Source organism: Frankia sp. CcI49 (assembly GCF_001983215.1).
GTDB classification, from domain to species: Bacteria; Actinomycetota; Actinomycetes; order Frankiales; family Frankiaceae; genus Parafrankia; species Parafrankia irregularis.
In genome coordinates this window covers 1-14,179 of sequence record NZ_MOWP01000032.1, presented here as the reverse complement: position 1 = coordinate 14,179, position 14,179 = coordinate 1, and the positions used below count along the sequence as shown (strand labels likewise).

General features: G+C 67.0%; 7 protein-coding genes and 3 pseudogenes. 4 read left to right on the top strand and 6 right to left on the bottom strand.

Going from position 1 to position 14,179, the window contains the following annotated elements; all coding sequences use genetic code 11:
* Positions 1-225: 225 nt before the first annotated feature.
* Positions 226-1,239 carry a lytic murein transglycosylase gene (locus tag CcI49_RS28470; RefSeq protein ID WP_083749799.1) on the bottom strand — a complete coding sequence of 338 codons (1,014 nt, stop codon included), beginning with the start codon at positions 1,237-1,239 and terminating at the stop codon, positions 226-228.
* A gap of 673 nt (positions 1,240-1,912) precedes the next feature.
* Positions 1,913-2,068 (bottom strand): annotated as a pseudogene (locus tag CcI49_RS43640) (transposase); the annotation flags it as partial.
* Between the two features lie 714 nt (positions 2,069-2,782).
* On the opposite strand from CcI49_RS43640, the gene CcI49_RS44250 reads away from it, so the two are divergent.
* A complete protein-coding gene (locus tag CcI49_RS44250) occupies positions 2,783-8,920 on the top strand; it encodes a DNRLRE domain-containing protein (protein ID WP_277872761.1) in 6,138 nt (2,045 codons plus the stop codon).
* A gap of 180 nt (positions 8,921-9,100) precedes the next feature.
* Here the strand turns inward: CcI49_RS44250 and CcI49_RS41715 are convergent, their stop codons facing one another.
* Positions 9,101-9,340, bottom strand: coding sequence for a hypothetical protein (locus CcI49_RS41715; protein ID WP_131831218.1), 240 nt, complete (start codon positions 9,338-9,340; stop codon positions 9,101-9,103).
* A gap of 8 nt (positions 9,341-9,348) precedes the next feature.
* Between CcI49_RS41715 and CcI49_RS28460 the strand changes: the two genes are divergently transcribed.
* Positions 9,349-10,590: an IS701 family transposase gene (locus CcI49_RS28460; RefSeq protein ID WP_076831786.1), complete on the top strand. Its 1,242-nt coding sequence runs from the start codon at positions 9,349-9,351 to the stop codon at positions 10,588-10,590.
* 1,301 nt (positions 10,591-11,891) lie between these two features.
* Positions 11,892-12,010, top strand: a pseudogene (locus tag CcI49_RS28450) (IS6 family transposase); the annotation flags it as partial.
* Between the two features lie 5 nt (positions 12,011-12,015).
* On the opposite strand, the gene CcI49_RS28445 reads toward CcI49_RS28450, so the two are convergent.
* Genes CcI49_RS28445 through CcI49_RS28440 form a run of 3 tightly spaced genes read right to left on the bottom strand, consistent with a single transcriptional unit; the run spans position 12,016 to position 13,600 of the window.
* Positions 12,016-12,729 (bottom strand): NYN domain-containing protein, encoded by a 714-nt coding sequence (locus tag CcI49_RS28445; RefSeq protein ID WP_076831206.1) that lies wholly within the window; start codon positions 12,727-12,729, stop codon positions 12,016-12,018.
* Positions 12,687-12,923, bottom strand: a complete 237-nt coding sequence (locus CcI49_RS42710; protein WP_198955650.1) for a transposase — start codon at positions 12,921-12,923, stop codon at positions 12,687-12,689. Before CcI49_RS42710 ends, CcI49_RS28445 begins: the two co-directional genes overlap by 43 nt.
* Positions 12,824-13,600 (bottom strand): transposase, encoded by a 777-nt coding sequence (locus CcI49_RS28440; RefSeq protein ID WP_198955649.1) that lies wholly within the window; start codon positions 13,598-13,600, stop codon positions 12,824-12,826. The genes CcI49_RS42710 and CcI49_RS28440 overlap by 100 nt, the downstream gene beginning before the upstream one ends.
* Positions 13,601-13,868: 268 nt before the next feature.
* On the opposite strand from CcI49_RS28440, the pseudogene CcI49_RS28435 reads away from it, so the two are divergent.
* Positions 13,869-14,179, top strand: a pseudogene (locus tag CcI49_RS28435) (transposase); the annotation flags it as partial.

The following is a 14,179-nucleotide window of genomic DNA, read 5'->3' as shown; positions in this document are numbered from 1 at the left end:
TCGGAGGGGGTCCCCGCTACCGCCACTGGTCGGCGACCGCGACGATCGCCTGGGCGTCCCCGGAGGTAGCATCCCGTCGCCCTGCGGCGCGCTTGCGCCCCGTTCGACCCGCACCTCGACCGTGCCGTCCTGGGGGTGTGACGGATGGCGTTGACCAGCGGATTCGTCAGCACCCGGCCGTCCTAGGGGTGTCCGCTCCACGTAGACGGCGTCCTCGATGCTGCCTCACCGGGTGTCGCGGGACACGTCGGCGGGCGAGGAGCTCGGTGTTGTGGAGGGCTGTCCGGTTGACGAGGGCTCCGGGGTGGCCGTGCTCGGGAGCGGGTCTGCTGGCTGCGGTGATGCGGACGGGCTGGCTGTCTGCGGAACCGGCGGCGTCGTACTCGCGTCCGGGCTACGTGGAGTGAGCGTAATGATGGGGATGTCCACCCCAGGCTCGATGATCGGCGGGCTGGTGGATGCCGGCGACGGCTCAGGTTGCCCACTGGGCGCGGCTGTCGGGCTCGGTGAGGCGGACGGCACCGGTGCGACAGACATGGGTGGCTCGTCTGCCGGGGTCGGGTCGTCGGCGGAGGCGCCCTCAGAGCTAAGGCCCGTCGCGTCGGCGGTCGTGCTGCTCTGGCAGCCGCGCATCCAGGCCAGGACGGTGCGGACGTAGGCGTCGGACGGGTTGTAGGCGCGGATCGCGGCGCGCAGCTGGTCCGGATCGGTCAGATCACGGCCGTGACCGCAGAGGTAAAAGGCGGCGGCGAGGGTCGCGTCGTAGATGTTGTGCGGGTCGCGGCGGCCGTCGCCGTTKCCGTCCCGTCCGGAGCCTGTCCAGGTCGTGGGGATGAACTGCATGGGTCCGACGGCACGGTCGTAGGTGGTGTCGTGGTCGAGGGCGCCGTGGTCGGTGTCGTGGATGAGCGCGACACCGGCGGTGCCGTTGAGGGGTGGGCCGAGGATGGGGCGGGTGATGGTGCCGTCCGGGCTGATCGGGTGGCCGGCGGCGTGGCCGGATTCGACTTTGCCGATGGCAGCGAGCAGTTCCCAGGGCAGGCGACAGGCCGGTTTCTCGGTGGCGATGATATCGGCTGCCTCGTGGTAGGCGACGAGGATACGTGCGGGGATCCCCGTGTCCCCGGAGCTGAGGAGGACAGGGGTGCCTTCGGCGCCGGTGGCGTCGTGGGCAAGGGTCGCTGTGGAGGGAACGACCGGGCTGGTGGCGCCGGTGGTGGTCGGTTGCAGGGTGGGCATCGTCCAGGTGCCGGGGCGTAGCTGTGTCGATTCGGGCTCGACGAGACTGGACTGGCCGTCTCTCGTGGTGGGAGTCCCTGCGGTGCAGAGGACAAGCAGCGCCGAGGCCAGCAAGGCCGGCAGCAGCGAGGTTCGGATCAGGCCGCGCTGGCGGTGTCGTCTGCGGTGGGTTCCCTGGTGACGGCTCCTGCGGCGGTGCTGGGCCGCAGGCCGGGCCGGCCGGCGGTGACGCCCCCGGCTTCCCGCCGCCGAGGAGCGGCGCTCGCGGTCGGGTTCGGTCGGGAAAAGCGGCTGTGCGTAGGCGAGTGTGGCCCCCGCACGGACTGCTGAGGGCGGGGTGGAGGGTGGCGTGCGAGGCCGTGGGTCAGATGCCTGGGTGGCTGTCCGGTCGCGTCCCGTCCCGGCGGAGACTCGGGGTAGCTGCCGATGTCGGCTCACCGGGCACTCCGTCGAGGCGGGCAACGCCTGACCGTCGCGGGCGCACGATCCCGTGGTAGGGACCATGGGGTGTCGGCTCGCGGTCGGTGTCCCGCGCAGGGGTCGTCGCCACCGCGGTTCCTTCTGGCGGTGAGGTCTGCCGATGGCGAAGGATCTCTTCCGTGGGCGGGGAGGTTCTGCCTGCTGCCGCTGGACGCTGCCCTCACCGGATCGATCGTTTGTCGCGGTGGTCGTCCTGGACCCATCTCCGGAGTGTCTCGGCGCTCACTCCCAGCTCCGCCGCCACGATCTTGATGGCCTGCCAGATCGAGGAATGCTGAGGGCGAATGCTGGCGACCTGGGCGACGGCGCGGGCTCGCAGAGGTGGYGGGTATCTCGTCAAACGGCCCACGGTGCTCCTGTAGCAGAGAAGAGCCGCCCGGGCATGACAGAACCCGAGCGACAGAGAATCCGGGATTTTGGCAATGGTCGATCGAGACACCGAGTCGGGTTCTCGACCGCACAGCGCAGCCCATCATTGATGCGCCCTGCATCGCCACGAAACCTCGCCTACCGCTCGCGCGACGGCGAGTGAGCGGCGGGCGACCTGAAAATCAAAACCGCGTCGTGTGGACACCCATGCGGGTCGGTGGACACGCGTGCGGGTCAACCATTCGAGGGTGGACTATGACACAACTCAGGCATCCTGTCCTGGAAACACTTCAGGAGTCGACGTGGTTACTTTCCGCGCACAGGCCCCTCGGTCTGCGCGCGGACGCCTATTGAAGCAGCCCTAACATTTCCTCTATGTAACGTTAATGTGTGTGCTGCGCGTCACTTTTGCTGCGAAGCGTAAGGATCGACCCGGCGGTGATAGGAGCGGCGCTGCCACCGTGCACCACTTCGGGGTGTTTTATCCCTCTATACGACGCGTTGGTCACGCTCCGCAACGGCGCCCTCGCGACCACTTTTACCGTGGGTAACTTTTTCTGACATGCGGGACTTCCTGTGCGGCTTGCGCCAACCGTTGTTTGGCTGTCATTTTCTGTGATCGCCGTGGTCTCCGTTCCCCTCGGAGGCCGCGGCGATGCCGTGCCCCCAACAACGCTCGTGGATCGGAGCACACGTGTTAAGGGCATCCCCATCCCGTCATCAAAGACCCATCCTCCGTTTCCTCTGTGTACTGCTGGTCGCCGCGCTCGCGGCCACTGTCACCGAGTTCCTGCCCGCACTGCGCAGTAGTGCCTCGGCCTCGCCCACCGAGGAGGAGAACCCCGCCCCGACAGGGCCGGCTGAGCGGCCGGACTTCATCTCGGCGCAGCTCGCTGCGCATGCGGAGAAGCGGCGAATCGAGGTCACCGACGAGCGGACGGAGACGACGTCCACGTTCGTGAACACGGACGGCACGATCACCGTCGAGTCGTTCGCCGGAGTGCACCGGATCCGCCGCGGTGACGACTGGGTCCTGGTCGACCCGACGCTGGTCCTAGTCGACGGCAAGGTGACGCCGAAGGCGGCGAAGGCCGACATCGTGCTGTCCGCGGGCGGGGACGCCGGCGGTGAGATCGCCCGGCTCGTCGACGGAGACAAGGAAGTGGCGTTCGCCTGGCCCGACGCCTTGCCTGCGCCCGAGCTGGACAAGAACATCGCCACCTACAAGGCGGTGGCCGAGGACACCGACCTGCAGGTCGAGGTCACCCCGACCGGATTCGACATTCGGATCGTCGCGCACACCCTGGCCGCGGCCCAGGCCGCGCTCGAGTTGCCGATGCGGTTGGACGGCGTGACCGCGCAACGCACAGCCGGTGGTGAGCTGCGGCTGTCCGGCGATGGGAAGCTGGCCGCACGTTCCCCGACCCCGCTGATGTGGGACGCGCACGTCAACGAGGCGACCGGGCTGCCGGACCGGACCCGCACCGTCGACGCGACGCTCCAGGACGCCGACAGCGACACCCCGACCCTGGCATTGGCTCCGGACGAGGAGTGGCTGACCGATCCGGCCCGGCAGTACCCGGTGACGATCGACCCGGCCGCCGTGCTGCCGGACAACTTCGACTCCGATGTCGACTCGGCGAATCCGACGACGAACTATGACACCAACTCCTACCTGCGGGTGGGGAACTATCTGGGTGTCACCGTGACCCGGTCGTTCCTGAAGTTCGACACCACCGCGATCGAGGGCCGGCACGTCACCGCGGCGAGCCTGGACTTGTGGCAGGCCGGTTCCGCCACCTGCACGGCGCAGCCGACGATCGTGCAGGGCTCCGCGAGTCTGCCCTCGGGCACCACCTGGAACACCCAGCCCGCCTCTGACGGGGTGACCTGGGCGACGGCCAGCTTCAACGTGGGCGCCGTCAACAGCTGCGGCTCCGGGCCGATCGGAATCGACGTCACCAGCTTGGTCCAGGCCTGGTCCTCGAACAGCCAGCCCTCCCCGGAAACGCTGACCCTGCGGGCCGCCAGCGAGACCGACGCGAACCAGTTCAAGTACTTCTACTCCGGGGACACGCTGCTCAAGCCGCAGATCTCCACCACCTACAACTCCTACCCGGGCACGGTCGCGAACCGCTCCACCTCGCCGTGTTCGGCGCAGTGTGGCGGCACCCCGGCCACCGTGCTGACGAACAGCCTGCGACCGGTGCTGTCGGGTGCGGCGACCGACGCAGACGGCGCGCCGCTGCGGCTGGACTTCGAGGTGTGGGACTCGGCTGGCACCACGAAGATCACTGATGGTTCGGTGTCCGACGTCTCGCCGAACGCGACCGCGTCGTGGACGGTTCCCGCGGGTGTGCTGACGAACGGCACGAGCTACCAGTGGCGCTCCCGCGCCTACGACGGCGTCGACTACTCCCAGGCCTGGTCAGGCTGGATCCCGTTCACCGTCGACACCACCGCACCGTCGGCACCCACCGCGCTGACCTCGGCGGCGTGGACGTCGGGTGGCTGGTCGGCCACGACGTCGGGCACGATCTCGTGGACGTCGCCCGGTGGTGACACCGCGGGCTTCCTCTACGGTCTCGACGAGCCCTCGCCCAGCACCGAGACCACCGCCACCACCACCGCGACCCTGACTCCGGGTGCGGGGCTGCACACTCTCTACGTCCGGACCAAGGACAAGTCGGGTAACCTCTCCCCGGTCGTGTCCTACGGTTTCGGGATCGGGACGGGCGCGCTCGCGAGCCCGGCGGAGAACGCCCGGGTGCAGCGGTTCGTCATCCTGGAAGGGCAGGCCCCGAGCACGCAGGTGTCGGTGACCTACCAGTACCACCTGGGCACCAGCAGCGGCGCCACCTGGCTCGATGTCCCCGTGGGCGAGACGGTGATCGAGGGCACCTCTACGCATCCGACCTGGCCGGCGTCCCGTAACGGCTCGGGGGTGTTCGACCGGCAGAACTGGAACCTGCCCGGCACCCTCAGCCCGCTCGGCGGTGGCGCAGACGGCCCGGTGCAGATCCGTGCCTGCTTCCGCACCTCAGCCAACGTCGTGTCCTGCACCGGGGCGCGAACGGTCCAGTTTACCCGCAACGCCTTCGGTGACTCCAACGCCGACACCAAGGTCGGCCCCGGCACGCTGGCGCTGCTGACCGGTGACTACTCGCTGTCGGCGACCGACGCGTCGATGCCCACCTACACCGGCTCCCTCACCGTGGGGCGGTCGACGACCACGCTGACGCCGCCCGCGGCGACCAGCGGCCCGGCCGGGGTCTTCGGTCCGGGTTGGACGTCGGACCTGCAGGGCCCGGAGACCGGCACCGCCGGCAGCACCCTCACCGACGCCACATCCACCACCAACACCGTGACCCTGACCTCCAGTGAGGGCACGCCGTCCAACTACACCCGCACCGGGTCGGGTTCCTACCCGTACGGCTACGTCGGTGTCGGTGACACCGCTGTCGATGGGTCGAAGCTGGTCAAGGACTCCGCGACCCAGTTCACCCACACCACCGTCGACGGCACGAAGACCGTGTTCGCCGCGAAGACGGTCAGCTCGGCCACGATCTGGGTCGTCGACCGGGTCGAGCAGCCCGGCTCCGCCACGACCTCCACCTACACCACCGACAGCGCCGGGCGCGTCACCCGCATCCTCGGACCGGTCCCCGACGGGGTCACCTGCACCACGCTCGTCGCCGGCTGCCGGGCGCTGACGTTCACCTACGCCACCTCCACCACGGCTACCGGCACCACCTCCGCCACCTGGGGTGACTACACCGGTCAGCTCGCCTCGATCTCCATGTCGCTCAACGGGGCGTCCGCGGTGACCGTGGCGCAGTACCGGTACGACAACACCGGCCACCTGCGCGAGACCTACGACCCGCGTCTGGACAGCGGTGGTGTGCACCTGTCCATCACCTACGCCTACAACGCCGCCGGACAGCTCTCCTCCTACACCCCACCGGGGCAGGAGACCTGGACCTTCGGCTACGACACCTACAGCCGGATCACCACCGTCTCCCGTGCCCGGCCCGCCGGCGCCGGCACCGCCACCCAGACCATCGTCTACGGCCTGGCCCTGACCGGATCAGGTGCGCCGATCGACATGGCCGCGGGCGTCGTCGACGACTGGGGACAGCGCGACCTGCCGTCCTGGGCCGCCGCCGTCTTCCCGGCCAGCCGGGTGCCGTCGAACCCGCCGGTCGCCGCCGACTGGCCGTACGCCGACATCACTTACCTCAACGTCGACGGCCGCCAGGTGAACTCCGCCTCCTACGGCAACGGCGCCTGGCAGATCACCACCGCCGAACACGACACCAACGGCAACGTGACCCGGGAACTGGGCGCGGAGAACCGCAACCAGGCCCTCACCCCCACCGCCGACACCGACCCCACCGTCACCGCACTCACCGACTCCGCGGCCCGCGCCCAACTGCTGGACACCGACACCGTCTACTCGGCTGACGGCGTCTCGGTCACGGACACGTTCGGCCCGACCCGCCGCATCGTTGACGACACCGGTGCCCAGTACTCCGCCCGCCAGCACGTCCACACCGACTACGACGAAGGCGCCCCCGGCGCCACCGACCCCTACCGCCTCCCGACCACCATCACCACCACCATCCGCCTCGCGAACGGCTCGGACACCGAACCCCGCAAGACGATCAACGGGTATGAGGTGAAGAGCGGCGCGGCCGCCGGCACGTCCGGGTGGACGCTGCGTAAGCCGACGACCGTCGCGACCTGGATGGGGGGTGGATCGACCCCGAACATCGTCCGCACCACCTACTACAACACCGCCGGCAACCCCGTCGAGGTCTGGCAACCGAAGGCGAACAGCACCGGCACCGACGCCTACACCACCGTCACCTCGTACTACACCGCCACCGGCTCCGGTAGCTGCGTCAACGCCTCCCGGACCGGCCTGGCCTGCACCACCGGCCCTGCCGCCCAGCCGACCAGCGGGAACCCGCTGCCTGTCAGCAGCTACACCTACAACGACCTCAACCAGCCCTTGACCAAGGTCGACACCGTCACCTCAGGATCCACGACGACCCGTACCACCACCTACACCTACGACACTGCCGGTCGCCCGACCTCGCAAGCCATCGCCGCCAGCCCCGCCGCGAACGGTGGCACCGCCGTCCCCACCACCACCTACGGGTACAGCACCACCACCGGACTACCCACCACGACCACCGCAGCATCGATCACGCTGACGACCGGGTACGACACCTGGGGCCAGATCACCTCCCAGACTGACGCCGACAGCAACACCACCACCAGCAGCTACGACATCGACGGCCAAGTGTCCACAGTCAACGACGGCAAGGGCACCTACACCTATGTCTACGACACCGCCACCGAACACCGCGGCCTCGTCACCAGCCTCGGCGTCGGCGCCGGCACCGCCCCCTCCACCTTCACCGCGACCTACGACGGAGAAGGGCGCCTCGTCCTTTACACCTATCCGAATGGTCTCGCGAGCACTACCCGCTACGACAATGGCGGCGAGCCGAGTAGCCTCATCTACACCAAATCCGGAACCCCCTGGCTCATGTTCTCTCAGGCCAGCTCCGCACAAGGCCAAGTCCGCCTCGACGCCACACCCCCCGCCACCAAAACCCTCAGCTACGACCTCGCCGGCCGACTCACCAGCGTCACCGACGCCGTCAGCTACGGCGGACCCCGAATCTGCACCACCCGCACCTACACCTACGACGCCGACTACAACCGCACGGCGCTGAACAGCTACCCCGACGCCGGCGGCCAACCCGACACCGGGAACTGCTCCACCACCACCACGCCCCAGACCTACTCTCACACCTACGACCAGGCCGACCGGCTCACCGACACCGGCTACACCTACGACCTGCTCGGCCGCACCACCGCCATTCCCGCAGCTGACGCAGGCGGAACCGCACAGACCGTCGGCTACTACGTCAACGATCTAGTCGCGTCCCAGACCGTCGGCTCCGCCACCCGCACCTACGCGCTCGACCCCGCGCGCCGCTTCCGTTCCTGGACAGACGGCTCCACCACATCCACCAACCACTACACCACCGCCAGCGGCGACAGCCCCGCCTGGATCGGCATCACCGGCGGCGCATGGACCCGCAACATCCTCGGAATCGGCGGGGACCTCGCGGCCACCCAGGACAGCACCGGCACCGTCACCCTGCAGATCGCCAACCTCCATGGCGACATCGTTGCCACCGCTGACGACAACACCAGCGCTACCGCCATCACGAGCTACTCCGAATCTGGCGAATTCGGCACTCCATACTTCCCCAGCACCGCCTACACCCGCTATGGCTGGCTCGGCACTCAGCAGCGGTCCCGTGACAGTTTTGGTGGACTCACCCTCATGGGCGTCCGCCTTTATAATTCGTACACAGGTCGATTCCTTTCAGAAGATCCCGTCTTTGGAGGGTCCGCTAATCCTTACGACTACAGCAATCAAGATCCTTACAATTCTTTTGACTTCAACGGGGATATCCCATTCGAGGTATACACCTGCCCATATGGATGTAGGCTAACTTGGTTTGTCGTCGAATACGGCGGATGGGGTAATTGGAAAGAAGATAGACTCGGCTCTTTTGTCTGGAACGATGTTTCCCGGGCATGGGTAAGCAAAAGGGAATATCGAAATCGGAATGTGAAGGTTCGCCAGACGCGGTACTTCTCGTTCAACCGTAGGAGTCAGAGGGTAGATTGGAACTACGATGAAGGGCAAGTCCGCCTCACCATCGGATGGGGATGGCTTTCAAAAAAGGTTCAGGTTCCAGGAAGCGTGTGGCACCGGAAGTCAGTCTGGACCTGGTGGCTTTAGATTTTGCGCGATAGTCATCACCTGAAACAGGTTTAGATCTGCTGGCGCCGCACAACCTGCGGCGCCAGCAGATTGCACCTTCCCGGGTTCGCTATAGGCCGATCCGTTTGAGAGGATCGATTCGTGCCGGATCCCCGGAAGTACCCCGGCGAGCTCCGTGAACGTTCTGTCCAGCTCGCGCTACAGGCACGTCGCGAGGAGCCCCAAGGAGGCATCGCATGCGATCTCGCGGGCCGCGAAGCGGCAGGATGTGCATCCCGCGAAACCTTCCAGGATGCCGAGTTCGCGCGCGACATCGAAGATCGGACGGGAAGCCTCGATCAAAATTTTCATGGTTTGTCCTAGTAGGACTTTGGCAGGTTGTTGATCGACTAGTTTCGGGGTGCGGATCTCGATCTGGTTGGCTGCCTGCTGTGACACCCGAGGAGATGGCGGCGGTGGGGCCGGTCGTGGAGGAGTTCGCGGCACGGATGCTGGCCGATCTACCGCGCAAGGACCAGCGGGCGAAGGGCGAGCTCTACGTCCGTGGGCTGATGCTCGACGGGAAGCGTAAAAGCCTGCAGCCCATGGCGGAGCGACTCGGGGTCGATCATCAGGGGTTGCAGCAGTTCCTACGGAACTCGACCTGGGAGTACAGCGAGGTCCGCCGCCGGCTGACCGGCTGGGCGGTCGAGTTCGTCCGGCCCGAGGCGCTGGTCTTCGACGACGCCGGCTTCGCCAAGGCCGGCCCGGCCTCGCCCGGGGTCGCGCGGATGTACTCCGGCACGCTAGGGAAGGTCGGGAACTGCCAGGTCGGGGTGTCGCTGCACGCGGCCACGGACTGGGCGTCCGCAGCGTTGGACTGGCGGCTGTTCCTACCCGCCGGCTGGGACGACACCGGGCTCGACGATCCGGACGAGGCCGCCGCGGTACGGGCCCGCCGTGCCCGGGCGCAGATCCCCGACGTCGCGCGGCACCGGGAGAAGTGGCGCCTGGCGTTGGACATGCTCGACGAGGTCATCGGCTGGGGTGCTCCTGCCCGCCCCGTGCTCGCCGACGCCGGCTACGGCGACTCGGCCCTGTTCCGTCAGGGCCTGACCGACCGCGGCCTGGTCTACGTCGTCGGGGTCACCCCGACCTCGACCGCGCACCCAGCCATCGCCGCACCCGTGTGCGCGCCGTACTCCGGGAACGGCCGGCCACCGGTGCCCACCTACCCGGACCCGCCCGCGACGTTGAAAGCCCTGGTCCTGGCCGCGGGCCGGAGCCAGTCACGGTGGGTCACCTGGCGGCGCGGCACCCACCACCACCCGGACAACCCGGCCGCGCTCATGCGCTCACGGTTCCTCGCGCTGCGGGTCCGCCCCGCGGCCCGGGGCGTCACCCGCGACACCGACCGTGTCGTGCCGGAATGCTGGCTGCTCGCCGAATGGCCTCCCGGCCAGCCCGAACCCACCGACTACTGGCTGTCCACCCTGCCCCCGGACATCCCGCTACGCCGCCTGGTCCGGCTCGCGAAACTACGCTGGCGGATCGAGCACGACTACCGCGAGCTCAAGGACGGCCTCGGGCTCGACCACTACGAAGGACGCTCGTTCGACGGATGGCACCGCCATGTCACCCTTGCTTGTCTCGCCCAGGCCATCTACACCCAGCTGCGCCGCACCCCAAAAGCCCCTGCGCCGGCCTGACCCTTTACGGAGTCCTCCGCACGCTCCAGACCCTGCTCAACGTCTGGAGCGGCGCCTGCCGCACCCCAGCAATCCTACGAACCGTTACAAGTCAAACCGATCGGAGTCACCTAACAAAGTCCTACTAGAACTCGAGCGAAAAGGTTCTGCGCCTCTGAGGAAACTGGTATCCTTCCGGACAGTTCCTATTCCAGTAGGGGCCTGTCCGGAAGAAATGGAGCGCCTAATCCCGAATCTGGCGTTGACTTTTTTTGAACGGGGTATGTCAGGAGCTCATCGCCTTCACTGGAAAATAGTGCGAGGGGTATTTTGGCGGAAGCCTGAGGTGGCCCGCCGCTGGAAGTTCGGTCCGCGGAGATGTCGGAAGCATTGATGATTAGTACGATAACCCGACCGCCGAGCAGGTGTACAGACTGGACAGGGTGCAGATTATCCCTGTCAAGATAGCACGGAATACCGCGGACGATCTCAGGGCTGCTACGTTTGGTCGGGTAGGCTGGTAAAAACCGACGGATCCACAGCGTTTCGCGGTGCCCGACCAGTTTGGATCTATATTCTATTTTCAGGACGAAGCCGATATAGTCGCAGAAGTGCATGCACCAGGCTCTCTACGAGGATCCTAAGGACGGCTCGGATCTGGCTTCGGAAGTAGGGAATGACGGGCGGGCGCTTGGTGGCTGCGACGCCGGCTCAACCATTACGCGATCACCCCGCTGGGATGACGGCCCACCCGAACAAGGCGATCGCATGAGTATTTCGTTTGAGACTCGATTAGATCATCACGATGCCGGCCGCTTCTTCCTGTAAGGGGGCGCACCCCGCTGCCCCCTCGCTTCTCGAAAGGCGACAGTCGAGCCGCGACGACTATTCGAGTTGGGTCGATGACATGCAGTTACATATTGACGAATTTTGGGATTTCGTGAGAGACTCAGAAAATGCATTATCTCTTGATTCCGACGGTCGCAGCTCTGGGTGCATCGGCCTACTCTCTGGCCAAGGCCATAAAAGAGGGATCTTTGCGGCAAGGGAAGTCTCGATATGTCGCCGCACTTGTATACGCCGGATTCGCATTTAACTTTATCGCCCACATTTTCGAAGATAACAAGCCTGCAACTATTACACTAACATTTCTAAGTATCTCCTTTATTGGAGCTGCGTTGGCCGTCCATTTCGTAGGGGGGAAACGCGGGCGTAATCGAAGCCTGTAGATGCGCTATTGCATCGGCAGAGTCCGCTGTCCCGTGGCTGTCGATCGGTGATGATCGGGCGATGTGTCGACGTCGTGTCCACCGGTTCTGGCGTTGGAGTTCGCGGGGTTTCGGTTCCCGCCCGAGGTAATTGTCCTGGCGGTGCGCTGGTATCTGCGATACCCCTGTCGTACCGGGATGTCGAGGAGTTGCTCGTCGAACGCGGCCTCGAGCGTCGTTACCGCATCGCGGAGCCGACCGATGAGCGCGAGGTCCGCACGCAGCTCAGTGGTCGTCGTCCGAGAAGAAGGCCCGGCCAAGGCCCGCGCCTTCTTCTCTGCCTGCAGGGCTGCGATGACCTGCGTCGGGCGGTTTCCGCGCTCGGCAGGGCGCGCGCTGTGACGTCGCTCGCTCCCGGCGGGGGTGGCGGCGGGGTCGCCTGGTCGGATTTCGCGGCGCGTGTCGGTGGCGTGTCCGCCATGAGGGTCTCGACGAAGACGGAGGTGTCGCAGGCCGCGGGCAGGCCCGGGTTCGTCTTCGTCTCCTCGCCGAACCCGTGGACGGTCAGGCCGCTTTCGCGGATCCGTTCGGCCCGCCGGGTGAAGTCGCTGTCCGACGAGGCGATGCAGATCGCGTCGACGGAGCCGGGGTGCAGCAGATCCATTGCGTCGATCGTCAACGCCAGGTCGGCCGCGTTCTTCCCCTTGACGGCGGCGAAGACCTGCACCGGTCGGATGGACAGCTCCTGCAGCGCCTTCTTCCAGCTTCTCAGCGAGCCCGACCAGTCACCAAAGGCACGCCGGATCCGGACCTTCCCGTACTGGGCGCTCTCGAGGAGCAGCGGCTCGACTGCCCACTGCGGGATGTTGTCCGCATGGCGGTGGTTTCCAGCTGCGGTCGCAACACCGCCTAGGTTCGTACCGATCTCGACGATTCCGCCGCCGTTCGGCATGATGATGGGCCAGTGCGGGGCGCCGTTGTTGTTTGGGCTCGGCCGGGACAGACCCCGACCCAGGACGCCAGGTGCCCGGCCGGCGGGAAGCGGGTCATGTCGCCGCCGGTCTCGGCGATGATGACCTCGGCGACCGTCCGGCCGACCCCGGGGATCGTGACCAGGTGGTCAAGCTGGCGGGCAAAAGGGCGCATCTCGTCTCGATCCGCGTCGACAGCTCCTCGATCGCGGCGGTGAGCTGGTCGGTGCGCTCCAGGTGCAGCCGGCAGAGGAACGCGTGGTGCTCGCCGAAGTTGCCGGTCAGTGCCYCGACCAGTTGGCTGATCTTGGAGCGCATCCTGCCCTTGGCCATCCCGGCCAGGAGGTCGGGGTCGCGTTCGCCGTCGATCAGCGCGGCGAGTATGTCCCGTCCGGAGCGGCCGAGGATGTCGGTGGCCACCGCGGACAGCTTGATCCCGGCGTCCTCGAGTTCCTTCTCCAACCGCTGGGCCTCCCGGGTCCGGTCGGCGGTCAGGGTGGCTCGGTAGCGGGTGAGGTCACGCAGGTGGCGGATCGGCTCCGGTGGCACGAACGACGCCTTGAGCAGGCCGCACTCGCCCAGCTGGCACAGCCACGCCGCGTCGGAGACGTCGGTCTTGCGTCCGGGCAGGCCCTTGGCGTGGGCGGCGTGGACCAGGATGACCGGCAGGCAGTCCTCCAGCAGGTAGAACGCCCCGCGCCAGTAGTCCCCGGTTGCCTCCATCACCACCAGGGTGACCTTCTCCGCGACCAGCCAGTCCCGCAGCTCCAGCCGGGCGTTCGTCGTCGTGGCGAACTGCGGACCTCCTGCCGGCGGAAACGTCCCCGGCCCGCCTTCGGTATGCGCACGCACGCCTTGAGGTCCTTCTTACCGATATCCAGCGCGGCGCACCGGTCGTGCAGCAACTCCACCAGACGTCTCCGATCCCCGGACGGCCACCAGACGCGGCCGTCCGGAGGGACCACAGGCCTCGGAAGAGGCTGACCCGCGTGCTCATGGCAACAATCAACGGCGCCTGTCAGCGGTCCCCGCGCCATCCTGACTCCCAAGCTCGGGAAGGCATCACAGTGTGAAGCCCCCCGGCGTGTCCGGAGACTCGATCTTCTGAGGAGATGGAGTCATGACACGGCGGTCGAGCTACCCGGCTGAGCTGCGTGAACGCGCGGTGCGGATGGTCTTCGAGGTCACGGCGGACTAYCCGTCGGAGTGGGCGGCGATCAACGCGGTCGCGGGCAAGTTGGGGATCGGGACCGCGGAGACGCTGCGGATCTGGGTCCGCCAGGCCCAGGCCGAAGCCGTCGGCGGGCAGCGGGCGGAGACGGGCGGCGAGGAATCCGAGGAGCTGAAGCGGCTGCGGCGGGAGAACGCCGAACTGCGGCGGGCGAACGAGATCCTCAAAGCGGCGTCGGCTTTCTTCGCGGCCGAGCTCGA

What these genes read in the sequence shown, in the direction of transcription:
- CcI49_RS28460 (WP_076831786.1), top strand. Translation starts at nt 9,349, where the DNA reads ATGGCGGCGGTGGGGCCGGTCGTGGAGGAGTTCGCGGCACGGATGCTG.
- CcI49_RS28445 (WP_076831206.1), bottom strand. Translation starts at nt 12,729, where the DNA reads ATGCCGAACGGCGGCGGAATCGTCGAGATCGGTACGAACCTAGGCGGT.
- CcI49_RS42710 (WP_198955650.1), bottom strand. Translation starts at nt 12,923, where the DNA reads ATGCGCCCTTTTGCCCGCCAGCTTGACCACCTGGTCACGATCCCCGGG.